The organism is Actinomyces graevenitzii C83 (assembly GCF_000239695.1).
In the GTDB taxonomy this organism is placed as follows: Bacteria; Actinomycetota; Actinomycetes; order Actinomycetales; family Actinomycetaceae; genus Actinomyces; species Actinomyces graevenitzii.
Genome location: NZ_JH470338.1, coordinates 531,922 through 555,021 on the forward strand (window position 1 = coordinate 531,922; position 23,100 = coordinate 555,021).

Genomic DNA, 23,100 nt, shown 5'->3' on the forward strand with positions numbered 1-23,100 from the left:
TGGCTCGGCATTAGTCACGCCGAATTAAGGCGCAGAACATGGCGTCAGTACCGTCAGTGTCTGGCCATAGTTGTAGCATCTGCTGTTGGCAACCGCTGATGGGGCTTAGGCTTAGCTGGGCGGCTACTTCACCGGCATTAAGCAAGCTGGCCTGCTTGAAGCGACGCAGCGCATCTTTAACCACCAGTGAGGTTTCTAAAACATGCGGGCTGCAAGTGACATAAGCCACTACTCCCCCGCTGCGTAGTGCGTTAAGGGCGCTTAGTAGCAGCTGACGTTGCAAGCTAGCTAGCTCGGCGACGTCGCTTTCTTGCTTACGCCAGCGTGACTCAGGACGACGGCGCAGGCTACCCAGCCCCGAGCAGGGGGCATCCAGCAAGATGCGGTCATAGCTGCCGCTTTCCTGCTCACCAAAATCACGCCCATCACCGGTACGCAAGCTAACCACCCCACTAGGCAGGGCCTTAACCGAGTCAGCCACTAGCTTGGTGCGGTGGTGGCTGACCTCATTGGCCAGCAAAGTGGCGCCCCGCTGCGCGGCTAAAGCCCCCAGTAAAGCAGCCTTACCACCAGGTCCAGCGCACATATCCAGCCAGTTAGTGTCGCGTCCTTCTAGCGGGGCGTGGGCCAAAATACCGGCGCACAGCTGTGAGCCTTCATCTTCTACTCCGGCGCGACTGTCACGGATAGCTTCAATCCGGCCTGGATCGCCGCCCCGTAAAGTCACTGCCCAAGGGGAAAGCCGACCCGGCTTAGCCCCTTCACCTACGCGGCTAGCTTGGTCAATTAGCTCCTTGGGGCTGATGCAGCCTGGGCGCGCGCAGGCACTAACCGCAGGCGGCTGATTATCTGCCTCCAACAAGCTGATCAGGTCACTTTCACTGCGCCCGTTAACGATCAAAGCCTGACGCAGTGCCTTAACAATCCAGCGCGGATGAGAGTAACGCACTGCCAGCGCATCTACGTCACTGATCTGCTCCAAAGGGGTGGTGCCCAGATCAATTCCAGCATCCTGGGTTAGTACCTGCAGCCACTGCTGACCACTGCGTTCACTTACCCGACGCAAAACTGCGTTAATGAACTTAGCGGCCCCACCCCCGGCCACCTCACGGCCTAAATCCACCGCTGAGGACACAGCCGCATGGGCAGGAATCCGCATATCCAAAATTTGGTGGGCACCAAGGCGCAAAACATCTAGAACATCACCATCAATCTGCTCTACCGGCCGGTTAGTACAGTGACCAATGATCGCGTCATAGCGCCCCTGCATCCGGCAGGTGGCATAAACCAGTTCTGTGGCCAAGGCGCCGTCACGCTTATCTAGACGCGCGCGGCGAATAAGTTTAGGTAGCACCAAGTTGGCGTAGGCGTCGTTTTCACGCACCGCACGCAGACAGTCAAAAGCGACTCGCCGCGCATTTACCGGAGCCAACTGAGAATCTTTAACGGGAGCCGCTTTAGTGCGGTTGTGCTTACCACCGGCGTTAGCGCGGCCGCGCTCGCGGCCTTGACCTCGGCGCTGGTTGCCGGAGTTAGAGCGCCCAAAGCTACCTTGAGAGCCCATCAGTTAGCCTCTACTTCCTGGCCTAGCACCGTGTGCTCAGCCAATCGGGCCCCGCGCGCCCAGGCAGCTGCATCCATCCACTTTTTACCGGCGGGAGCTACTTGCCCTAGCGCCACTACCCCATCTGCGGTGCCTACCAGCACCTGGCGTTTAGAAGCTAATACCTCACCCGGCTCTAGTTGGGGGGCGTCCACTAGTTCAACTGGCCCTAGGCGCAGGCGGGCGCCGGCCAGGGTGGTCCAGGCGCCAGGTGCGGGGGTTACGCCTCTAATTAGGCGGTCAATAACGACGGCGCTGGTGTTCCAGTCAACTTTAGCGTCGCTTACTGCCAGCATGGGGGCTTCACTGATACCTTCACTGGCCTGCGGCGTAGCTACTGCCTGACCGTTAGCTAAAGCCTGCAGTACCTGCAAAACCAGCGGGGCGCCGTCGTCGGCTAAAGCAGACAGTAGGGAGCCGGAAGTGTCACGCGGATCAATAGGGCGCTCTAGCTGGGCGTAAATCGGACCGGTATCTAGCCCCTCCTCTAGCGCAAAAACTGCTGCGCCAGTGACCTGATCGCCATTAATAATGGCGCGCTGCACCGGGGCCGCTCCTCGCCAGGCCGGCAGTAGCGAAAAGTGTAGGTTAAGCCAACCATGGGTGGGCACAGCCAGTAAATTCGCGGGCACAATACGCCCATAGGCCACTACTACCGCCACATCAGCCTGGCACTCGTGCACCCATTGGCTAGCTTCCTCATTGCGCAGCGAGGCAGGGGTAAAAACGTTTAGATTGTGCTCGCGGGCCAAGGCAGCCACCGGGGAAGGCACTAGTTTACGTCCACGTCCTTGACGGGCATCGGCGCGACTTAGTACGCCCACCACCTCATGCTCGCTATCTAGTAAAGCTTGCAAGGTGGGTACAGCAACCTCGGGGGTACCAGCAAAAAGCACACGCATAGCAACAAGTTTACGGGGCTAAGCCCATGGGCCCAACTACCACAGTTGCGGCGGGTCGAACTGTACCCGCACATTGCGCATTCCTTTAGCTGAGCGCTCTACTCGCATCTGACGCACTGCCTGGGCTAGCTGCGCACCCAGGTTTAACGGCACCCGCAGCAAGCCACAGTAAGGCCCTAAGCCTGGCTGCTCAGTTTCTATCGAAACTGGCCCCAGGCACTCAGCCTGCCCCAAATCCAGTAGGATCCCGGCGGTTTGGTCTAAACACTGGCCCACATCTGTACGCAGCCCATCAAAACGCACGCAGCGCCAAGCTGGGGGTAGGTGCAACTGTTGGCGCTCTTGCAGGTCACGCATGGCATAGCCAAACTGGTCCCAGCGTAAAAGGGCTTGAGCTGAAACCGGCTCAGGGTCCCCCACTAGCATGGCCCTACCCCCTGGACGCACCAACGCCACCGCATTAGACCAGTGGCGTAAAGCTTTAGCGCCACTACCTAGTTCTGCACGTTGACTAGTAGCTGCCCCATCTAGCAGTAGTACGCCGCTATAGCCGCCGCGTGCCACCGGCTCAGCGCCGGGCGTGGCCACCACCAAGCGGGGGCTTTCATCCACACTGTCGATAACCCCATGACTGGCGCTGGCCCCAGAAATCAGTACGTTCACCCCCGGTAGGGAGCGACCCAGTTCCTCAGCGGTGCGGATAGAGCCCACTTTGACCATACGTAGTAGGCCACTGCCACAGTTAGTGCACCTAAAAGCGCTTTGAGGCCGCCCACAGTAGCGGCAACTGAGCCTGGCGCCTTGGCCTAGTTGCAGTGGACCATTGCAGTGCGGACAGCGGGCCACCTCGCGACAATCTTGGCAGGCCAACATGGGGGCATATCCTCCCCTGGCCACCTGCACCAATACCGGCCCTTGGGCCAGGGCGGTGCGCACAAAACGATGCGCTAGGGAGGGAATACGGCTGCGACCGCTGTCGCCTTCACGCTCAACATCTAGTAGATCTTGCACATTTACCTGCGCCACCTGCGCACGTAAAACAGCTCGCGGCGCGGCTACCCGCTGCATCCAACCTTGGTGAACCCAGGAGGCGCTTTGCACCGAGCAGGAGTAGCTGGCAACAATCAGGCCAATGCTTTCACTCATGGCCCGGGTAGCTAAAACTGTGCGGGCATGAACATAGGGGTGATGCGCTTCGATTAAGGAGCTATCTTCGTCATCAACTAAAACTGCCAGGCCCAGATTTTTAAGGGGTAGCCAGGCGGCGGCGCGGGTGCCCACCACGATGCGGGTTTGCCCCAGCAGGGCTTTGACAAATACCCGATAGCGCGCAGAGGGCTTCATTTCGCTAGTAAGCGTCAGCACCGGTTCTTTACCCAGGGCTTGGCTTAAAAATTGGGCTAAATCATTAGCTTTACGAGCGTTTGGAGCCACAATCATGGCGGCGCGGCCAGCTGTCAGTACGGCCTGCACAGCAGCCAATACACCGGTATTTAACTGCCCGGGCAGGGGCTGCCAGCTACAGCGGGGGCCTTTACCTTGGACTAAAGCTAGTAGCAGTGACTGGCCTAGCTCATAGCTATTCCAAGCGGCAGCGTCGTAACGCTGCCAAACCTCAAAATCTACTTCCTGAGCTTTTACTTCTTTTTCAACCTTGCCGTTACGCGCAGGCATAGCCAGGCGTAGCAGTGAAGCCCTATCGCAGCCCAGACGCTGAGACAAGCGATCTATTAGGGTGCGACTAGTGGCCGGCACTAGCTCTAAATCACTAATTACCCGCCTAATTGGGCGCAGTTTACTTAGTTTCAGTGAGGAAGTTTGCGACCTTTCCCAGATCCAGCCCTGCAGACGTTGGGGCCCAAAGGGCACCTCCACCGCTACCCCGGGTTGAGCTTGCTGATCTAGCTCAGGTGGAACTAGGTAGTCAAAAAAATGATCCAGGTGGGAGTTGCTTTGCTCCAGCACTATGCGCGCTACCGGCTGCGCGCACTGGCCCGCAACCGGTAGTTCTTCGCTTTCAGGTATAGCAAGCAGCTCACCTTGTACGCTACCGGTAGCGAATAACGGCAGCGACACACTCATGTCGGCAGGTTATTACAAGCCTGCCGCAGCTGCCAATGCCTGGGCGCGGTTGGTCTGTTCCCAGCTAAATCCGGGGCGACCAAAGTGTCCGTAAGCGCTGGTGGCCTTGTAGATGGGGCGCAGTAGGTCTAGGTCTCGCACAATCGCAGCCGGGCGCAGGTCAAAGACCTCGTTAATGGCCTTGGTGATGGCATCCACCGGGACGGTTTCGGTGCCGAAGGTTTCTACATACAGCCCTACCGGGTGGGCGCGGCCAATGGCGTAACCTACCTGCACTTCGCAGCGTTTAGCCAGGCCGGCGGCCACTACGTTCTTAGCTACCCAACGCATAGCGTAGGAGGCGGAGCGGTCTACCTTCGAGGGGTCCTTACCGGAGAAGGCGCCGCCGCCGTGACGAGCCATACCGCCGTAGGTGTCAACAATAATCTTGCGCCCAGTTAGGCCTGCGTCACCGGCCGGGCCGCCCACAATGAACTGGCCGGAGGGGTTAACCAGCAGGTCTGCGTGGGAGGTGATTAGCTCAATGCCCTTAGCGGCTTCAGCTTCAAGCACCGGGGTGATTACTTCCCGACCGATAGCTTCACGTAGCCAAGCCTGGGATTTGTCGGCGTCGTGCTGGGTGGATACCACGATGGTTTCTAGGCTTACCGCACGGTCGCCGTCGTAACCAATAGTTACCTGGGTTTTACCATCAGGACGCAGGCCGGCCACGATCCCCTCGTGACGCACCTGAGCCAGGCGCTCAGCTAGACGGTGCGCTAGGTGAATGGGCAGGGGCATTAGTTCTACGGTCTCGTCACTGGCGTAACCAAACATGAAGCCCTGGTCGCCGGCACCCTGCAGATCTAGGGGGTCAACGTCGCCGGTATTTTCACGTACCTCTAGGGCGCGGTCTACACCGGCGGCAATATCCGGGGACTGCTGACCGATTGAGACAGACACGCCGCAAGAGCGAGCGTCGAAGCAAACATCTGAAGAGTTGTAGCCGATTGAGGAGATTTCATCACGCACAATCTGTGGGATCTCAACATAGGCTTTTTCAGTAGTAACTTCCCCGGCTACATGCACTAAACCGGTGGTCACCATAGTCTCTACAGCCACCCGTGCAACGGGATCCTGCATGAGGATGGCGTCTAGGATCGCGTCCGATACGCGGTCACATAGCTTGTCAGGGTGACCTTCGGTAACGGATTCAGAGGTAAACAGGCGTAGAGAACTCACGCGCCAATAATACTAGCTACACCTTACTTATTACCCCATTAACGCTTGCAGTGCGGGTCACACCTACCGGGACTTAGGTCTGCACTCGTCCACAGCAGCGGTTTAGCTAAGCCTTTGGGCGATTAATTCCACCAGGTCGCGGGCAACTTGCAGCTTAGAGCCAGCGCTGTGGCCTACCTGTTGGCCGTGGCTGTCTAGGACATGGATCTCGTTGGCCACGTCCCCAAAACCGCTAGTGGCCCCTACTGTGTTTACAGCCAGCAGGTCTGCGCCTTTTCTGAGGGCTTTGCGGCGCCCATATTCTAGGGCGCTAGTGTGCTCGTCACCAGTTTCCGCAGCAAATCCAACGATTACTTGGCCTTCATTTAGACGCTGAGCAGCTAGACCCGCCAAAATATCTGGGTTTTCTACTAGCTCCAGGGTGTAGCTTTTATCAGTTTCGCCGCTGTCGGTAGATTTTTTCAGTTTAAAACCGGCGTAAGTTTTGGGCCGAAAATCTGCCACTGCCGCGCACATAACGATTACCTGTGCGCTGCGCCCTGCCTCATGCACCGCATCGCGTAGCTGTAGAGCGCTAACTACCTTAACTACCTCAACTTGCTCAGGTAGCTGGGCTAGTAGTGCCGCTTCGATATTTGCTGCCACTAAGGTTACGTGAGCCCCACGTTCGACGGCGGCCCTGGCTAAGGCAGTACCCTGGCGCCCACTGGAACGGTTACCTAAGAACCTGACAGGATCAATGGCTTCACGGGTACCGCCAGCGGAAATCACGAAGTGTTTGCCAGCTAGGTCTTGGCTGAACTGCAGGTCTTGGGCGGCCAGGTCTTGGTCAGGCTGATTTTGACCGGGCTGGTCTTGGCTAGGTTCGCCCTGGTTTTGGACAGCGTCTACCACCTGTGCCCCGCCACCATTTGAAGCTGCTTTAAAGTGCTCACTTTGACGCAAAAACTCTAGCGCTTGAGCCACAATCTGTTCTGGTTCAGGCAGGCGCCCGGGGCCGGAGTCTTTACCGGTTAGGCGGCCACTTGCAGGCTCAATCACCTTCACACCACGCGAACGCAATATTTCTACATTGGCCACAGTCGCTGGATGCTGCCACATCTGGGTGTGCATGGCAGGGCTAATTACGATCGGCGCGGTGGTGGTCAGGGCCGTGGTGGTGAGCATGTCGTCTGCACGGCCGACGGCGAGTTTAGCGATCAGGTCTGCACTGGCTGGAGCGATGAGCAGCAGCTGGGCCCACTCAGCGATGGCAACATGCTCCACTGCCCCGGCGTCGGAAAATAACTGGCTGGCTACCGGCGCCCCTGATAACGCAGCCAAGGTGGATTCACCAATGAATTTAAGGGCGGCGGCGCTTGCCACTACTTTTACTTCATGCCCAGCCGCACGCAGCTGGCGAATAATAAAAGTGGCTTTATAGGCAGAGATGGAGCCGGAAACGCCCACAACAATGCGCCGCGTCCCAGTGCAGGCGGGCGCGGCGCATGTAGCCGTCATGATTGAATCAGAACTGAATGTCGTCTAGAGAGGTTTCGGTGGCAACCTCACCCAGAGCGATGTCAGAGAACATGTCTTCTTCAGCAGCCAGGCGGGCAGCCTCAACCTCAGCGCGACGCTCACGAGCCACGTCACCGGGGATAACCTCAAGCTTGTCAGCTGCGATTTCACGCAGGGCAATGCCTAGGGGCTTTTCGTCAGAAGAAACCTCAACCAGCGGACCGAAAACCTCTAGCTGGTTGGACTCTAGCTGCTGGGAGTAGGTGTTGATCTGGCGTGCGCGCTTAGCAGCGTCGATTACTAGACCGTACTTGGAATCTACCTTCTCCAGTAGGTCATCAATCGGAGGATTAGTAATACCCTCGGGGTGCGCGACAGTTCCAAGCATTCTTGGTTGCTCCAGTATCTGTTGTCGAATACTTTTGTTTGCCCATTAAGTAGGCAAAGACTTTAATTATTCTACCGGCTTTAAGCCCATTAATGCTTCCAACTCATCAGTGGCACGCGCCACGGTGTCATTTACGATTACTACATCAAACTCGTCTTGTGCGGCTAGCTCTACTTTGGCGGTAGCTAGGCGACGCTCACGTTCCGACTCATCTTCAGTGCCACGTCCGACTAGGCGATCTACCAACTCCTGCCAGCTGGGCGGAGCTAGGAACACTAGTTCCGCCTGCGGCATGGCGGCTTTAACCTGGCGAGCACCAGCTAGGTCGATTTCTAGTAGCGCGCTGTGGCCAGCGTCTAGGCATTGTTGTACCGGCCCGCGCGGGGTGCCGTAATAGTTGGCGCCGTGCACTAGGGCGTATTCAAGCATCTGCCCGCGCTCGATTAGCTCTTCGAATTTTTCTCGCGAAACGAAGTGGTAGTGGACACCGTCTACTTCTCCGGGACGGGGCTGGCGGGTAGTGGCTGAGATTGACACAAATAGCTCAGGGTGACGACGGCGCAGCTCGCTAACTACCGTTCCCTTACCTACCGCCGTGGGACCTGCCAACACAAATAGCTTAGACACGCTCATAGGCTGATTGTAGCGGCGACAAGGGAAAAACCAGTAAAACCAAATCCGGGAGCTACCCTTGCGGATAACTCCCAGATTGGATCATTTAACATCAGCCGAAGCGGTCGATTAGCTTGGCGCGCTGCTTAGCACCCAAGCCCTTGACGCGACGGGATTGCGAGATCTCGAACTCGTCGAGTAACGACTGTGCGGTGGTAGCCCCCACTCGGGGAAGCGCCTGCAGCAAGGCGACGACCTTCATACGGGTGATTGCCTCATCTTCTTCGGCGCTATCTAGCACCTCAGACAGCTTTAGCTTGCCCGACTTCAGATCTGCCTTCACTTGGGCGCGACGCACCCTAGCTGCAGCAGCCTTTGCGAGCGCGTCCGCACGCTCTTGAGCGGTTAATGATGGAAGTGCCATGACGACTCCTTCGCCAGACCAGGTGATGACATATCTAGATTAAGCCATGTCAGACTTGGTTTGCACCTGATTTGGCGCGGTGTCTCCCCACAAAAGTGTATCTACCTGGGCAAATGCGGTAAAGGTTATAACTACGCAGGTAAACCTATTTGCGCAGGTCATTGGCAGTACCTCAGCGGCCTGAAAGCTAGCAAAACGGCGCCATCAGTGGTTTTAGTGATTTTCGGCGCGATTTTTTAAAAAACTAAGATGTGCCGAAGTTAACACTTAGTGTAGCGCGTTTTTAACTGTTTCACAGGCCATTTTTGCAGCTTCGCGCAGGTCATCCACCTTCGGGCCGGCTTTAAGTACTCCTCGGGAGGTGGATGCCAGCACCTGCGGACGGGCGTTAGTAAAGACTTGTTCAAGCTCTGGCGCCCCGGCCCCTTGAGCGCCTACGCCCGGGGCTAGTAGCGGCCCACCGCTTGCAGCTAGGTCAAGACCCAGGTTAGCGACGGCGTCGCCAACCGTGGCCCCCACTACCATGCCAATACTACCAAGTTGGCCCGCATCTATAGCAGCTTTATTGGCCTGAGCGACACCCTGGCAGATAGTTGCGGCCACAGCCACCCCGTCAGCGCCGCGAGCATGCTGCACACTGGCACCTTCCGGGTTGGAGGTTAGGTCTAGCACAAACACGCCTCGGTTGTTTTGCTGGGCTAGTTCAATTGCGGCAGATAGCGAGCCAAAACCCAGATAGGGCGAGAGCGTGATGGCATCAGCGGCCAGTGGGGATTCATCGCTTAGATAGGCCTGAGCGTAGCCAGCCATGGTGGAGCCAATATCGCCGCGTTTAACATCCAAAATAGACAGCAGGCCGGCCTGGCGTAGTTCCTCAAGAGTCTGCTCTAGCACGGCAATGCCCTTTGAGCCGTGGCGTTCAAAGAATGCTGACTGCGGCTTAACGGCGGCTACCTGCCCAGCCATAGCTTCCACTACCCGCAGCGAAAACTCACGTAGCCCGACGGCGTCGTCGCTAAGACCCCAGGCTTCTAACAGGGCCGGGTGCGGGTCAATACCCACACATAACGGGCCTTTTTCCGCCATCGCCTGGGATAGTTCAACTCCAAATTCTTTCTCACGCTTAGCCACTTAAATCCCCTTTAATATACGTTTGCAAATGCTTTTTAAGATGAATTAAGGGGGCGGGAGACTTGCGCCTACCCACCCCCTTAACTGTTAAACCGTTCAGCGTTCGCTAACCGGTACCGGAACTCCACCCAGCACAGTGGGAGCACCGTGCAGGAAGGTAGCAATCACCTGGCCGGGCAGTTCCATACCGGCGTAGGGAGTGTTGTCTGAGGCGGTGAGCTGGCTGGCGCCATCCACCACGCGGGTTACGTTGGGGTCGATAATCGCTAGGTTGGCCGGTTGGCCTACAGCGATGTCGCCACCTTGATCCTCTAGGTGACCAATACGGGCCGGGGTTTGAGACATAACGCGGGCAACCCCACGCCAGTCGAGCTTGCCGGTCTTGACCATAGTTTCGATAACTACGCTCAGGGCGGTTTCCAAACCGGTCATACCGAAGGCGCCGGCCTGCCACTCGCAGTCCTTGTCCTCAACCGGGTGCGGAGCGTGGTCAGTACCAACCACGTCAATGGTGCCGTCGGCTAGAGCCTCACGTACAGCCTCCACATCCGCCTGGGTACGCAGTGGCGGGTTCACCTTGTATAGCGGCGAATAGGTGCGTGCTAGCTCATCGGTCAGCAGCAGGTGGTGCGGGGTTACCTCAGCGGTGACGTTAATGCCACGGGCCTTAGCCAGGCGCACAATCTCCACTGAGCCAGCCGTGCTTAGGTGGCAAACATGCAGGCGCGAGCCTACGTGCTCAGCTAGCAGCACGTCACGGGCAATGATGGATTCCTCAGCTACTGCCGGCCAGCCGCGCAGACCCAGCTCAGCGGAAACCTTGCCCTCGTGCATCTGCGAGTTTTCGGTTAGGCGCGGGTCTTGAGAGTGCTGGGCAATGACGCCGTCAAAAGCCTTTACGTACTCCAGGGCGCGACGCATCAGCATGGGGTCAGAAACGCACTTGCCGTCATCAGAGAACACGCGCACGCGGGCCTTGGAGGCAGCCATGGCGCCCATCTCAGATAGGTGCTTGCCCTCTAGACCAGCAGAAACTGCACCTACCGGGTGTACATCAACCCAGCCAGCCTGGCGACCCAGGTTAAGAACCTGCTCAACTACACCGGCGTTATCGGCCACCGGGGTGGTGTTAGCCATGGCAAAGACGGCGGTGTAACCACCGGCGGCAGCTGCGCGAGTACCCGAGTAGACCGTTTCAGAGTCTTCACGGCCAGGTTCACGCAGGTGGGTGTGGATGTCTACCAAGCCAGGTAGGGCTACCAGACCAGTGAAATCGTGTTCTTTTAGATCAGAGTAGTTCGCGGCCTGCTGGGTAGCCTCAGCTCCTAGAGCAGCAATTACTCCGTCTACGATCAATAGATCAGTAGCTTCTTCGTTGTAGGGACGAATTGCCTTAAGTAGATGCGCGCTCACAGTTGGTTCCCTTCATCAGCCAGAAGTAGGTAGAGGCAGGCCATACGCACGGATACACCGTTGGCCACTTGTTCAACCACGCGCGAGCGCGGGTCGTCTGCTGCCTGAGCAGTAATTTCTAGACCACGGTTCATAGGCCCGGGGTGCATGATGATGGCGTGCTCAGGTAGAGCCGCACGTCGGGTTGCGTCTAGCCCGTACTGGCGCGAGTACTCCTGGGGGCTGGGGAAGAAACCGCCACCGGCGGCGCTCATGCGTTCGCGCTGTACGCGCAGCATCATGATGGCGTCAGGCTGTACTTCAGCAATGGTTTCGTCTAGGTCGTAGTGCACCTGGCAGGGCCAGTCTTCCATGCCAATTGGCAGTAGGGTGGGCGGGGCCACCAGGGTGACCTGGGCGCCTAGAGTGGTGGCTAGGTCAACATTGGAGCGGGCCACACGTGAGTGCAGCACGTCGCCAACGATCACTAGCTTGGCGCCGTCGAGGTCGCTACCGGGGGCAGCCGGAGCGCCGTCGTCACCACTGTGGGTGGCGCTGTTGTACCAGCGGCGCAGGGTCATAGCGTCCAGCAGGGCCTGAGTGGGGTGCTGGTGGGTGCCGTCACCGGCGTTTAGCACGGGCACGTCAATCCAGCCAGCGTGGGCCAGCAGGTGGGCGGCGCCGCAAGCGCTGTGGCGTACCACCACGGCGTCGGCCCCCATGGCCTGCAAAGTCTGGGCGGTGTCTTTAAGTGATTCGCCCTTAGAGAGAGACGAACCTTTACCGGAGAAGTTAATTACGTCGGCGCTTAGGCGCTTAGCTGCAGCTTCGAAGGACAGTCGCGTACGGGTAGAGTCCTCAAAGAACATGTTGACCACAGTTTTACCGCGCAAAGTCGGCAGTTTCTTAACTGCACGCGACTGGGTGGCGGCCATGGCCTCAGCGGTATCTAGCAGCGCAACGGCCTCAGCGTGGCTTAGGTCTTTGGCACTAAGTAGGTGCTTCACATTGAATCCTTATCTCTAAGCCCGGGCGGGGCGTAGTTCAGCGCTGTCTGCAGCTGCGCCGAGTTCGGTCAGTGAGACCACCACGGTCTCATCCTTATGGGTCGGAAGATTCTTGCCAACATAGTCAGCCCGAATCGGTAGCTGCCGGTGTCCACGGTCGATCAGCACCGCTAGCTGAACTCGCTCAGCGCGACCAATAGCGCTTAGCGCATCCAGGGCGGCACGGATGGAACGGCCTGAGTAGAGCACGTCGTCAACCAAAATGATGGTGCGTCCCTCTACCCGGCCCTGCGGAATGCGGGTAGGTGCGGGCACGCGAATCGGGTGACGACCCAGGTCATCGCGGTACATGGTGATGTCCAGGGTGCCTGCCTGAACCCGGCGCGGGCTAATCACGTCAGGGTTTTGGCTTTGTACCTCATAGAGCGCATCAGCTAGTCGCTGGGCTAACGGCGCACCTGCGGAGGGGATCCCTAGTAGCACCACGTCCTCAAGGTCACCATTGCGCTCAAGGATTTCGTGTGCAATTCGAGTTAGGCAACGGGTGATATCAGAAGCTGATAGCACCTGTTTACCGGTGGATAAACTTTCGGCCACGATAAGCGGCCCTCCTTCCCCGCCTCTCGGGACGGAATTTAAAGGATGGTTAGTTCGCTTAAGACGATAACACGCAACTGTGCCCACCGCTAACGAGCGATGGGCACAACAGCAGATGATTTAGCGCACCCCTACCACTTAGTGCAGGTAGGGGCCTTTTAGTGCGCTTTTATTTGAGCGTGGGTGCAAGGTCGGCGATGCGACCTAGTAATCCGTTCAAGAAACGCGGTGATTCATCCGTTGACAGCATACGGGCCAAGGTCATGGCCTCATCGACTGAAACAGGTGGATCTACCTCGTCGTTGTAGACGATTTCCCATACGCTCAAGCGGGCAATAGCGCGGTCTACCGCCGGCATACGCTCCAAAGACCACTCTTGGGTGTAGGTCTGCAGAATCTGGTCAATATCACGCAGATGCTGCGCCACTCCCTTAAGTGCCAGGCGGGCGTATTCGGGGGCCACGGTGTGGTTGGCTGAGTTAACCGCGCGCTCATTGGCTAGCGCCTCCAAAGCCTGGCCAGCTTTGGGGCCGTTTAGCTCGCCGCGCTGGTCAGCTTCATAAAGCACTTCCACGGCCCGACGCCGTGCCTTGGTTCGGGCCGTAACCTTGTGCTTAGTTACGCGCTGCTCGCTCATCAGTCGTTCACGCGGGAAATGTAGGAACCGCTGCGGGTGTCTACCTTAACGCGGTCACCGGTGTTGAGGAACAGCGGCACCTGGATCTCAGCGCCAGTCTCAACGGTGGCGGGCTTGGTACCGGCGCTGGAGCGGTCACCCTGCAGGCCAGGCTCGGTGTGGGAGATGGTCAGCACCACGGAGGCCGGCATTTCTACGAACAGCGGGGCGTCATCGTGGAAGGCCACGATTACTTCCTGGTTTTCCAGCAGGAAGGTAGCGGCGTCGCCAACTACGTTTTCAGGTACGAAAACCTGGTCGTAGGTCTTTACATCCATGAAGACGAAGTCTTCGCCGTCCTTGTACAGGTACTGCATGTCACGGCGGTCCACAGTGGCAGTGTCAACCTTGAGGCCGGCGTTGAAAGTCTTGTCTACGGTCTTGCCAGAGAGCACGTTCTTGAGCTTGGTACGTACGAAAGCAGGACCCTTACCCGGCTTGACGTGCTGGAACTCTACTACCTGCCAGAGCTGGCCCTCAAGGTTGAGTACCAGGCCGTTCTTTAGGTCATTAGTGGTTGCCACGAAGCTGTCCTTAACTGATCGGAAAAGTCTTGTCGGCGCAATTTTAACGCGTTTAGGCGTATTTGCACGCGTCTGCGTCTTTAAGGTGGGTCATAATCTCTGCCGCCACCTGTTCCGGTAGCTTTTTTGAGGTGTCAATCTCAAGGCTAGCTAAAGCGCGGCACTGGCTTAAACGCTCGTGTGCAGCCAGTAAAAAATCTCGTCTTACAGTACCTAAAGCCGCAGATCTGGGCACATTAAGTCCGTTACGCTGGGCTAAGACGGCGTCGACGGCGCTCAGGCAGATCACCTGCGCGTCACTTTGGGCTAGGGCTTGGCTCAGGCCGGGCGTGTTGATCCAACCTGAACCGGCTGCCACTACCTGCGCACCCTCCTGCGGCGCGCTTAGGGAGAGCTTAAACACATCAGCTTCACAGCTGCGGTAGCGCTCCTCCCCCACCTGGGCGATAGCAAAGTTAGGATCAACCCCCAGACGCTGAGCCACGGTGCGGCCCACATCAACCAGGTTGGCGCCCAGCTGCTTAGCTAAAACTTTAGCTACCACTGAGCAACCCACCCCGGGCGGACCAATTAGTACGGTTAGCGACATTTACTTTCTCCCCGGCGCTAACGCCTCGTGGGCGGCGCGCAGATGCGACTGATCTAAATCATCAACTACTACCGGGTTACCCAAGCCGTTTAGCAGCACCATGCGTAGATTGCCGCCGCGTACCTTCTTATCGGAAGACATCACTTCACGCACCTTATGCCAGCCCAGCATCTCTAGGTTGTCGGGGCAGGAGGTAGGCAAACCGGCTTTAGCTAGCAGTAGACGGTGTAAAGCAACTTCGGCGTCACTTAGCATGCCGCGTCGTCGAGCCACTTCAGCAGCAAATACACAGCCAATAGACACTGCCTGGCCGTGGCTGAGGCTAAAGTCTGAAAGCTTTTCAAGCGCGTGGGCGTAGGTGTGTCCGTAGTTAAGGATTTCGCGTAGCCCACCCTCATAGAGGTCTTGGGAAACTACATCTGCCTTAACTTTGACTGAGCGCTCAATTAACTGGGTTAGCACCTCGCCCTTTAACAGCTGTGCGGCGTCGTTATCTGCCACTATCTCAAGGATACGCAGGTCTTTAATGAAACCGCATTTGATTACTTCAGCTAGGCCCTGGCGGGCTACTGAGGTGGGTAGCGAATCAAAGTAGGCAATATCTGCTAGCACTGCTTGGGGCGGGTAGAAGGCCCCTACCAGATTCTTGCCGTGGACAGTGTCAATGCCGGTTTTACCGCCCACTGCCGCATCCACAGTTCCCAAAATAGTGGTAGGCATCTGCACTAGGCCCACGCCACGCAGCCAGGTGGCCGCCGCAAAGCCAGCTAAGTCCGTGGTGGCGCCACCGCCTAGGCCAATGACGACGCCGTCGCGCCCCATCCCCATCTGCCCCAGGCCCTGCCACAGACCTGCGAGAGTTTCTACGTTTTTGGCGTTTTCGCCGTCGGGAACTGCCAGGGCGTCCGCATTCCAACCACGCTGCACCAACTGAGTGGCTAGCGCATAAGCCGCCGTGGACAGTAACCGGGGGTGAACAATGGCAATCTGCGTGCTCTTGGAATAGCCCAGCTCAACAAGGGTGTGCGACAGCTGCGCACTGGCACCTTGACCAATTAACACCTGGTAGGGACGCGGCCCATCCACATCCACACGACGCAGCGCTTCACGCTGGCGCGAAATGGTGGCGGCCTGCATGATCTGACTGATCTTATTGCGGGCCACCGGATCAGCGAAAACCAGGCGCTCTAGAGCATCTGTGGACTGTTTAAAAGTCATTCCATCGGTGTTAAGCACATCGGTGGCTACCTGCTTGTATAGGTACTCGCGGGCGTTTAATAGCTCCTGGAGTTTAACTACCGGATCACTCCCCTTAAATAAGGGGCGAGCAGAGACATTATTGGCAATGCGCGCGGCCACAGTTTTAGGTGAAGCCTGCAGATAGATCACCCTATGGCCCTGCAGCATTTGACGGTTACGTTCACGCAGCACCGCTCCCCCGCCCAGCGGAATAACTGAAGCGGTCGTAGACTCTAGAGCCTTACTAATAGCGTGGGTTTCTAGGTTGCGGAAAGTTTCTTCACCTTGCTGGGCGAAAATTTCGTTAATGGTTTTACCAGTCTGGGCTTTAATACGCAGATCAGTGTCAACTAGGGGGCGGTTTGTGGCCGTAGCCAGGGCTTTACCCATAGTGGATTTACCCACGCCCGGCAGGCCGACTAGAACAATGTGCTGTGTTTTCACCAGTTGGTCCTTTCGGCTACATCTTCTAAGTATCCAGCGAGGTTACGTTTAGCTTCCAACAGGCTGTCCCCACCGGTTTTTTCAAGTAAAGCATCTGCCAGCACCATGGCCACCTCAGCTTGGGCAATCACGGCGGCGGGCACCACAGCGCAAGTGTCAGAGCGCTGATGCAGGGCGGTAGCTGCAGCGCCATTGGCTAGGTCCACGCTACGCAGAGCCCTAGGAACTGTAGAAATGGGTTTAAGAGCGGCGCTTACTCGCAGCACAGAGCCGTTAGAGATGCCGCCTTCAATGCCTCCGGCATGGTTGCTGGCACGTTCAATATGCCCGTTAGCTAGGCCGATAATTTCGTCTTGAGCACTGCTACCTAGAGAGGCTGCCTGCTGATAGGCGTCACCGATCTGTACACCTTTAACCGACTGGATGCTCATAAGCGCGCCTGCCAGGCGGGCATCTAGCCGTCGCTGGGCACTAACGTGGCTACCTAGCCCCACGGGTACGTTATAGGCCAGTACTTCCACTTCCCCACCCAGAGTGTCGCCAGCGCGTTTGGTTGCGTCAATCTCAGCCATCAGGCGCTGGGCTAGGGCTTTATCCAGGTTGCGCACCGGGCTGCTGTTTAAAGCCTCATTGTCGCTAGGGGTGGGTAGAGCACGGTTAGGGCCGGCGCACACAGTACCGATACGAATAACTTGGCTTACTAGTTCAATTCCGGCTACCTGACGCAGAATCTGGGTGGCGATAGCTCCTAGGGCTACGCGCGCGGCAGTTTCGCGGGCACTAGCCCGCTCAAGCACATTGCGAGCGTCTTGGTGACCGTATTTGAGCATACCGGCTAGATCGGCGTGACCGGGACGTGGTTTGGTTAGGCGCTTGTTACGCGCAATTTCACGCTCATCTCCAGTGCCGGCATCTTTTTTAAGCAGCTGGGCATCTACTGGATCGGCGCTCATCACCGCTTCCCATTTGGGCCACTCGGAATTAGCGATCTCAACTGCAATGGGACTGCCCAGGCTCACCCCGTGACGCAGCCCCGAAAGAATACGTAGCTGGTCGCGTTCAAAAGCCTGACGCGCCCCACGCCCATAGCCTTGACGTCGCTGAGTTAGTGCCTGCTGGATATCTGCGCTAGTCAGCGCGATACCGGCGGGCACCCCCTGGACGATGGCAACCAGGCTAGGGCCGTGTGATTCTCCCGCAGTGGTCCAAGTGAGCATAGTGGTATCATCTCACACCCGTTGGCTTAGGGCTTGTTCCAGAGCCTCACGCATGGCGCCTAGGCTGGGGGTTTTACCGGTCATGAGGCGCACTTGTGGCTCAGCTTGATGTAGCAGCATTAGGTGCCCACTTACAGCCCTGCCTCCAAGTTTCTGCCAGGCCTTAGCTAACTGGGTTGGCCAGGGAGAATAGACAACGTCTAGGAGCGTGGCCGCAGGGTTTAAGACGGCCCCACTGCCGGTTAAAGCTGCGGCTACCGGGTCGCTCACTCCCTTAGGCACGGTGGAAATTACTACTTCGGCCTGCGCTAAGAGCGCAGCTAAAGCTTCCTGGTTGCCATTCCATACCCACGGCTCAATCTCGATTCCCATCCGGTGAGCGGCGGCCAGCACCCGGTGAGGGCCGGCGTGGTTACGTGCGGCCACACAAATAGAGCTCACCTCCAGCTGGGTTAAGGCAGCTAGGGCCGAGCAAGCCGTGGCCCCAGCCCCTAAAACTACTGCTTTAGCTGGACGCTCCCCCGGCGCTAGAACTTCACGCAGGGCCCCTACGATTCCGGCGACGTCGGTGTTAAAGCCCGCTAGCATAGCTGCCCCGGTTTGTGGTTGTGAGACCACCACAGTATTTACGGCGCCAGTGACCTGCGCTAGCGGGTCAACAAAATCTAACTGGTTAAACATTTGCTGTTTATGAGGCATGGTCACACTCAACCCCGCCCACTGCGGGCCAGCTGTGGACTCTCGTAGCTGGGCTAACATCTGCGGCAACTGCTGCGCAGTGACCGTGATGGCTTCATAAGTCCAATTATCTAGGCCTAGCTGCTCATATGCGGCGCGGTGCAAAACTGGCGACAAGGAATGAGTAACCGGATCACCGATAACTGCGGCGCGGTAAGACTGTGTCATCGCTACCTCCATTTATAAATTAAACTTATAAATTACTAAAGCTTTATATAAAAGTATGGTCCCTGCGCACTAGCGCAGGGACCATACTTTCACAGATCAGGATCCTGATGATCCAGAGGAACAGACCTTCGGGTTCTGCTTACAAAATGCCGTCAGCTTAGCCACGTTAACCTGGTGCTCAGCGCTAGTGGCCGCAAACAAGGTTTCACCAGTGGTCAGGTTGATGGTCACGAAGTACAACCAGTTACCTGCTTCAGGCTTGTTAGCTGCCTTAATGGCCTCCAAACCAGGGTTACCAATAGGCGACGGCGGCAAACCAGCATGCACATAAGTGTTCCACTTGTTATTAGCGTCAGCCAGTTCGGCGTCGGTAGGAATACCACCAGTCTTACCAGTGCCGTAACGGACCGTGGAGTCCATTTGCAGCATGCCCTTGGTTTCGCCAGCGGTATCACCCAGGCGGTTGTAGATTACCCGGCTGACCTTACCCAGATAACTGGGGTCGTTAACCTCAGCTTCAGCAATAGAAGCCACGATCAGTACCTGCTCGTAGTCGGATTCCTTAACGCCAGCTTCCTTTAGGCGATCCTTGGTCTTTTGGACCATGGAGGCAACCACACCGGTAGCGGTGGCGTTATCAGGAATAGTGTAGGTAGCCGGAGCTAGCCAACCCTCCACGTTTCCACCAGCGCTGTCAGGCAAACCAATGTCCTTAGTGTTGGCGAAAGCAGCCTCTACATCTTCAGCCTTAAAACCAGCCACCTTAACCAGGCGAGCCTTAACCTGAGCCTTAGTGAAACCTTCAGGAATAGTCACCGTGTGGTCAGCGCGAGAACGCGGGTCAAGCAACGCGGCCACCGCATCGGTTGCACTCATACGCTTTTTTAGCGTGAACGTGCCGGACTGAATCTGTGAAGAGTTGGTGTTGGCGTTGTAGGCCTTAACAAAAGCCTTCTTAGAAGCCACTACCCCCTTCTTCACTAGGATGTCAGCCATCTCGTTACCAGTAGCGCCGTCGGGAATGGTGACAACTATGCTTCCTTCCCCGGGGCCGGTGTAGTCAGTGGCAACTTCTTGGGTAGGGACAATCTGCGTGAACGCATAGTAACCCCCACCAGCTACTAGGCCTAGGGTCAGCACCAGCACCAGGGTGGTGATAATACGCCTACGGAAGCGGCGTTTACGCTTTGACTTGCGCAGCGCCTTACGTGAGGGCGCTCTGCCCTCAGGCTGCTGCGGCGAGCTGCTTGGTTTTGACGATGACTGAATCCCCAGCTCGTCAAAAAGATCGTCGCTCACGCGGTTAACTCCTTATAGGTCACGCAACGCCCGCCCCGGCGGTTTGCCGGTTAGACGCTCCGTTTCAAGTGCGGTCTCAAGGATGCACACAGCTGCTTGTTGGTCGATTATCTGCCGACTAGTCCGCTGTGATCTACCTGATTCGTGCAGGTCGCGCTGGGCACTAACTGTGGTCAAGCGCTCATCAACCAACCGAATTCTAACATTAGGGACACGTTGGGCCAGTTTATTTGCCCACTGTCGTACATACTCTGACGAGGCACTTTCCTTGCCGTTTAGATGCAGCGGCAGCCCGATCAGGATTTCCATGGGCGCATATTGCTCCACTAAATCCTCAGCATCATCAATATCTCCGCCGTATTTATCGGCGGCAATGGTGGTCACCGGTACGGCCAGAGTTGCATTCTGGTCGCACCGGGCCACCCCAATACGTACTTTGCCTACGTCAAAGGCCAGACGTACTCCGCTACGCAGTTCAGGCTCCCAGCTCTCGCTCTACAGCCTTGAGCGCGGCGTCTACCGCCTGCGGATCCTGGCCGCCACCCTGGGCAAGGTCATCCTTACCACCGCCGCCACCGCCAAGTACCTTGGCGGCTACGCGCACCAGGGCGCCAGCCTTAGCACCCTGCTCACGAGCAGCAGCGTTGGTGGCCACCACAATTACCGGGCGGGTGCCAGCCACACCGGCCACAGCTACCACAGCCGGGATAGAGGAGTCGATACGTTCGCGGGCCTGTAGCACCATAGTGCGCAGCACGTCAGCGTTGTTAACCGTACCGGCATCCATTGCGGCTAGACGCAAGCCCTTAGGTAGCTCGCGCAGCTGATTGGCTAGCTCGCCAGCCTTAACACCGGCAGCCTGAGTTTCCATGGTGGCAATACGTTTTTCAGCTTCCTTGAGCTTAGCCAGTAGCGCCGACACGCGCTCAGGTAGCTCCTCGCTACGGCCACCGACCAGGCTGGAAAGCTCAGCAACCAGAGCGTGCTCCTTAGCCTGGAAGTCATAGGCGCCGTCGGCAACTAGGGCGTCAATACGACGTACCCCTGAACCAATAGAGCCCTCAGACAGCACCGCAACTCGACCTAGGTGACCGGTTGAAGGCACGTGGGTACCACCGCATAGTTCCTTGTCGAAGTTGTCGCCAATGGTTACTACGCGTACTTCGTTACCGTACTTTTCACCAAACAGGGCGATAGCCCCAGAGTTACGGGCCTGCTCTAGGCTCATAACCTCATTGGTGACCGGCAGGTCCTGGGTTAGCTTCTCGTTAACCAGGCCTTCAATGTCTTGCAGCTGGCCGCTAGATAGGGCCGAGCCGTGACGGAAGTCGAAACGCAAGCGGCTAGGCGAGTTCTCGCTACCGGCCTGGGTGGCGTCAGGGGAAACCACATTGCGCAGACCCGCATAAACCATGTGGGTAGCAGTGTGAGCGCGGGCAATAGCTAGACGGCGTACCGAGTCAATTTCAGCCCAAGCCTTCTGGCCAACTGCAATGGTGCCCTCAGTTAGGGTGCCACGGTGTACAGACAGGCCACGCAGCGGGGCCTGTACGTCGTGGACCTCGACGACGGCGCCGTCGGCCACGCGGATGGTACCGTGGTCAGCCAACTGGCCACCCATCTCCGCATAGAAGGGGGTGCGGTCCAAAATGACCTCAACCTCAGCCGGAGCATTAACCACAGCTTGGGGCTGGCCATCAATCAGTAGCGCCGCCACCTTAGCTTCAGCAGCATTCTCGGTGTAGCCCAGGAAGGTAGAGCCACCACCAAGCTCCTTTTCGATCTCGTGGAATACACGCACATCAGTGTGTCCAGCCTTCTTGGCGCGAGCATCAGCGCGAGCACGCTCCTTCTGCTGGGCCATAAGGGCGCGGAATCCCGCCTCGTCCACGCTAACGCCCTGCTCGGCAGCCATTTCTAGGGTCAGGTCAATCGGGAAACCGTAGGTGTCGTGCAAAGTGAAGGCACTTTCACCACTAACTACCGGCTTTACTCCCTTGGCCTGCTTTTTAGCGTTAGCTACCGCAGTGTCCAGAATCAAAGTACCGGCGCTAAGAGTACGCCTAAAGGCCTCTTCCTCGGCATAAGCCACATCGGAGATGGTCTTAAAGTTTTCTTCCAACTCAGGGTAGGAAGCCTTCATAGCATCCTTCGAGGTGGGTAGCAGCAGCGGCAGGGTGGGCTCGTCCACACCCAGCAGACGCATTGAACGCACCGCGCGGCGGATCAGACGACGCAGTACGTAACCGCGACCATCATTACCCGGGCGTACGCCGTCGCCAATTAGCATCAAAGCGCTACGTACGTGGTCAGCCACCACGCGCATAGATACGTCATCCCAGTAGGCACGAATCTCAGCCTCAGAGCCGTGCTTGGGCTCTACCGCCCCGCCCTTGCCGTAAGTCTTGCCAGACATACGCTCAGCGGCAGCAATTACCGGGTAAACCTCGTCGATCTCGTACATATTGGCCTTGTCCTGCATAACAAAGGCCAAACGCTCCAAGCCGGCGCCGGTATCAATGCACTTCTTGTCCAGCTCTCCTAGCAGCGGGTAGTCCTTACCCGTGCCCTCGCCACGCAGGTACTGGTCAAATACCAGGTTCCACACCTCAAGGTAGCGGTCACCACCGGGGTCAACAGTGCCACCTACAGCCTCAGGGCCATAGGCCGGGCCACGGTCATAGTGCCACTCAGCGCAAGGGCCGGCAGGGCCGGGCTGGCCGGTGTCCCAGAAGTTCTCTTTACGCGGCAAACGCACAATGTGTGCGGGGTCAATACCGATCTGACGAGTAAGTACGTCAAAGGCAACCTGGTCTTCATCCCAGATAGTTACCCAGAAACGATCGCCATCTAGACCGTACTTACCTTCAGCCTGAGAACCAGTTAGCAGGTCCCACGCATAGTTAATGGCCCCCTCCTTGAAGTAGTCACCGAAGGAGAAGTTACCGTTCATTTGGAAGAAAGTACCGTGACGCGTGGTCTTACCGACATTGTCAATGTCGTTAGTACGGATGCACTTTTGCACGCTAGCGGCACGCGGCCAAGGTGCCGGCTCAGTGCCCACAATGTAAGGAATAAAGGGCACCATACCCGCAATGGTGAACAGAATTGAGGGATCGGGAGAAATTAGCGGCACCGACGGACGAATTTCGTGTCCATTGGCAGCAAAGTAGTCGATCCAACGAGTGCGGATTTCGCTAGTGCGCATGAGAACCTAAAGTTTTATGCCCCTGAGGGCGTCGGACAGGGTAAATGGTTGGGCTCAAACCAACCATAGTTACTACAAGATTAGCGCGAAACATACGATGCCCCGAACCATCAGATCCGGGGCATCGCATAAGTGAAAG

At 57.4% G+C, this 23,100-nt stretch carries 21 protein-coding genes; all 21 read right to left on the reverse strand.

Annotation, left to right across the window (positions count from 1 at the left end):
- Nucleotides 1-10: 10 nt before the first annotated feature.
- The gene (locus HMPREF0045_RS02325) at nt 11-1,564 is read right to left on the reverse strand and encodes an RsmB/NOP family class I SAM-dependent RNA methyltransferase (protein ID WP_005985119.1); all 1,554 of its coding nucleotides are present in this window, start codon (nt 1,562-1,564) and stop codon (nt 11-13) included.
- Nucleotides 1,564-2,505, reverse strand: coding sequence for a methionyl-tRNA formyltransferase (gene fmt, locus HMPREF0045_RS02330; RefSeq protein WP_005985122.1), 942 nt, complete (start codon nt 2,503-2,505; stop codon nt 1,564-1,566). The genes HMPREF0045_RS02325 and fmt overlap by 1 nt, the downstream gene beginning before the upstream one ends.
- Nucleotides 2,506-2,541: 36 nt before the next feature.
- Nucleotides 2,542-4,587, reverse strand: a complete 2,046-nt coding sequence (locus tag HMPREF0045_RS02335; RefSeq protein ID WP_005985124.1) for a primosomal protein N' family DNA-binding protein — start codon at nt 4,585-4,587, stop codon at nt 2,542-2,544.
- 12 nt (nt 4,588-4,599) lie between these two features.
- On the reverse strand, nt 4,600-5,808 hold the full coding sequence (gene metK, locus HMPREF0045_RS02340) for a methionine adenosyltransferase (RefSeq protein ID WP_005985126.1): 1,209 nt from the start codon (nt 5,806-5,808) through the stop codon (nt 4,600-4,602).
- A gap of 102 nt (nt 5,809-5,910) precedes the next feature.
- Nucleotides 5,911-7,308, reverse strand: coding sequence for a bifunctional phosphopantothenoylcysteine decarboxylase/phosphopantothenate synthase (locus HMPREF0045_RS02345; protein WP_005985129.1), 1,398 nt, complete (start codon nt 7,306-7,308; stop codon nt 5,911-5,913).
- Nucleotides 7,309-7,315: 7 nt separating this feature from the next.
- Complete coding sequence (rpoZ, locus tag HMPREF0045_RS02350) at nt 7,316-7,696, reverse strand: DNA-directed RNA polymerase subunit omega (RefSeq protein ID WP_005985130.1); 381 nt, start codon at nt 7,694-7,696, stop codon at nt 7,316-7,318.
- Nucleotides 7,697-7,762: 66 nt separating this feature from the next.
- Nucleotides 7,763-8,329, reverse strand: coding sequence for a guanylate kinase (gene gmk, locus HMPREF0045_RS02355; protein WP_005985131.1), 567 nt, complete (start codon nt 8,327-8,329; stop codon nt 7,763-7,765).
- Nucleotides 8,330-8,420: 91 nt separating this feature from the next.
- Nucleotides 8,421-8,732, reverse strand: coding sequence for an integration host factor, actinobacterial type (gene mihF / locus HMPREF0045_RS02360; RefSeq protein WP_005985132.1), 312 nt, complete (start codon nt 8,730-8,732; stop codon nt 8,421-8,423).
- A 267-nt stretch (nt 8,733-8,999) separates the two neighbouring features.
- Nucleotides 9,000-9,863: an orotidine-5'-phosphate decarboxylase gene (gene pyrF, locus HMPREF0045_RS02365; protein ID WP_005985133.1), complete on the reverse strand. Its 864-nt coding sequence runs from the start codon at nt 9,861-9,863 to the stop codon at nt 9,000-9,002.
- A 96-nt stretch (nt 9,864-9,959) separates the two neighbouring features.
- The gene (locus HMPREF0045_RS02370) at nt 9,960-11,276 is read right to left on the reverse strand and encodes a dihydroorotase (protein WP_005985134.1); all 1,317 of its coding nucleotides are present in this window, start codon (nt 11,274-11,276) and stop codon (nt 9,960-9,962) included.
- Complete coding sequence (locus HMPREF0045_RS02375; protein ID WP_005985135.1) at nt 11,273-12,262, reverse strand: aspartate carbamoyltransferase catalytic subunit; 990 nt, start codon at nt 12,260-12,262, stop codon at nt 11,273-11,275. The genes HMPREF0045_RS02370 and HMPREF0045_RS02375 overlap by 4 nt, the downstream gene beginning before the upstream one ends.
- Before the next feature lie 15 nt (nt 12,263-12,277).
- Nucleotides 12,278-12,859 carry a bifunctional pyr operon transcriptional regulator/uracil phosphoribosyltransferase PyrR gene (pyrR, locus tag HMPREF0045_RS02380; RefSeq protein WP_005985136.1) on the reverse strand — a complete coding sequence of 194 codons (582 nt, stop codon included), beginning with the start codon at nt 12,857-12,859 and terminating at the stop codon, nt 12,278-12,280.
- Between the two features lie 169 nt (nt 12,860-13,028).
- Nucleotides 13,029-13,496: a transcription antitermination factor NusB gene (gene nusB, locus HMPREF0045_RS02385; protein ID WP_005985145.1), complete on the reverse strand. Its 468-nt coding sequence runs from the start codon at nt 13,494-13,496 to the stop codon at nt 13,029-13,031.
- Entirely contained in the window at nt 13,496-14,059 is a 564-nt protein-coding gene (gene efp, locus HMPREF0045_RS02390; protein WP_005985147.1) for an elongation factor P, read from the reverse strand. Before efp ends, nusB begins: the two co-directional genes overlap by 1 nt.
- Nucleotides 14,060-14,111: 52 nt before the next feature.
- Nucleotides 14,112-14,648: a shikimate kinase gene (locus HMPREF0045_RS02395; protein WP_005985149.1), complete on the reverse strand. Its 537-nt coding sequence runs from the start codon at nt 14,646-14,648 to the stop codon at nt 14,112-14,114.
- Complete coding sequence (aroB, locus tag HMPREF0045_RS02400; protein ID WP_005985151.1) at nt 14,649-16,331, reverse strand: 3-dehydroquinate synthase; 1,683 nt, start codon at nt 16,329-16,331, stop codon at nt 14,649-14,651.
- Nucleotides 16,328-17,548: a chorismate synthase gene (gene aroC / locus HMPREF0045_RS02405; protein WP_005985153.1), complete on the reverse strand. Its 1,221-nt coding sequence runs from the start codon at nt 17,546-17,548 to the stop codon at nt 16,328-16,330. The genes aroB and aroC overlap by 4 nt, the downstream gene beginning before the upstream one ends.
- Before the next feature lie 12 nt (nt 17,549-17,560).
- Nucleotides 17,561-18,454, reverse strand: coding sequence for a shikimate dehydrogenase (locus HMPREF0045_RS02410; RefSeq protein WP_005985155.1), 894 nt, complete (start codon nt 18,452-18,454; stop codon nt 17,561-17,563).
- Between the two features lie 96 nt (nt 18,455-18,550).
- Complete coding sequence (gene mltG / locus HMPREF0045_RS02415; RefSeq protein ID WP_005985157.1) at nt 18,551-19,753, reverse strand: endolytic transglycosylase MltG; 1,203 nt, start codon at nt 19,751-19,753, stop codon at nt 18,551-18,553.
- A gap of 12 nt (nt 19,754-19,765) precedes the next feature.
- Entirely contained in the window at nt 19,766-20,227 is a 462-nt protein-coding gene (gene ruvX, locus HMPREF0045_RS02420) for a Holliday junction resolvase RuvX (protein ID WP_040315656.1), read from the reverse strand.
- A gap of 1 nt (nt 20,228) precedes the next feature.
- The gene (gene alaS, locus HMPREF0045_RS02425) at nt 20,229-22,961 is read right to left on the reverse strand and encodes an alanine--tRNA ligase (protein ID WP_005985161.1); all 2,733 of its coding nucleotides are present in this window, start codon (nt 22,959-22,961) and stop codon (nt 20,229-20,231) included.
- Between the last annotated feature and the right edge of the window lie 139 nt (nt 22,962-23,100).

Bases quoted from the DNA above. Each gene is read 5' to 3' on its own strand.
- alaS (WP_005985161.1), bottom strand. From the start codon at position 22,961: ATGCGCACTAGCGAAATCCGCACTCGTTGGATCGACTACTTTGCTGCC.
- HMPREF0045_RS02410 (WP_005985155.1), bottom strand. From the start codon at position 18,454: ATGACACAGTCTTACCGCGCCGCAGTTATCGGTGATCCGGTTACTCAT.
- nusB (WP_005985145.1), bottom strand. From the start codon at position 13,496: ATGAGCGAGCAGCGCGTAACTAAGCACAAGGTTACGGCCCGAACCAAG.
- rpoZ (WP_005985130.1), bottom strand. From the start codon at position 7,696: ATGCTTGGAACTGTCGCGCACCCCGAGGGTATTACTAATCCTCCGATT.
- fmt (WP_005985122.1), bottom strand. From the start codon at position 2,505: ATGCGTGTGCTTTTTGCTGGTACCCCCGAGGTTGCTGTACCCACCTTG.
- HMPREF0045_RS02345 (WP_005985129.1), bottom strand. From the start codon at position 7,308: ATGACGGCTACATGCGCCGCGCCCGCCTGCACTGGGACGCGGCGCATT.
- HMPREF0045_RS02325 (WP_005985119.1), bottom strand. From the start codon at position 1,564: ATGGGCTCTCAAGGTAGCTTTGGGCGCTCTAACTCCGGCAACCAGCGC.
- mihF (WP_005985132.1), bottom strand. From the start codon at position 8,732: ATGGCACTTCCATCATTAACCGCTCAAGAGCGTGCGGACGCGCTCGCA.
- gmk (WP_005985131.1), bottom strand. From the start codon at position 8,329: ATGAGCGTGTCTAAGCTATTTGTGTTGGCAGGTCCCACGGCGGTAGGT.
- aroC (WP_005985153.1), bottom strand. From the start codon at position 17,548: ATGCTCACTTGGACCACTGCGGGAGAATCACACGGCCCTAGCCTGGTT.
- HMPREF0045_RS02395 (WP_005985149.1), bottom strand. From the start codon at position 14,648: ATGTCGCTAACCGTACTAATTGGTCCGCCCGGGGTGGGTTGCTCAGTG.
- HMPREF0045_RS02335 (WP_005985124.1), bottom strand. From the start codon at position 4,587: ATGAGTGTGTCGCTGCCGTTATTCGCTACCGGTAGCGTACAAGGTGAG.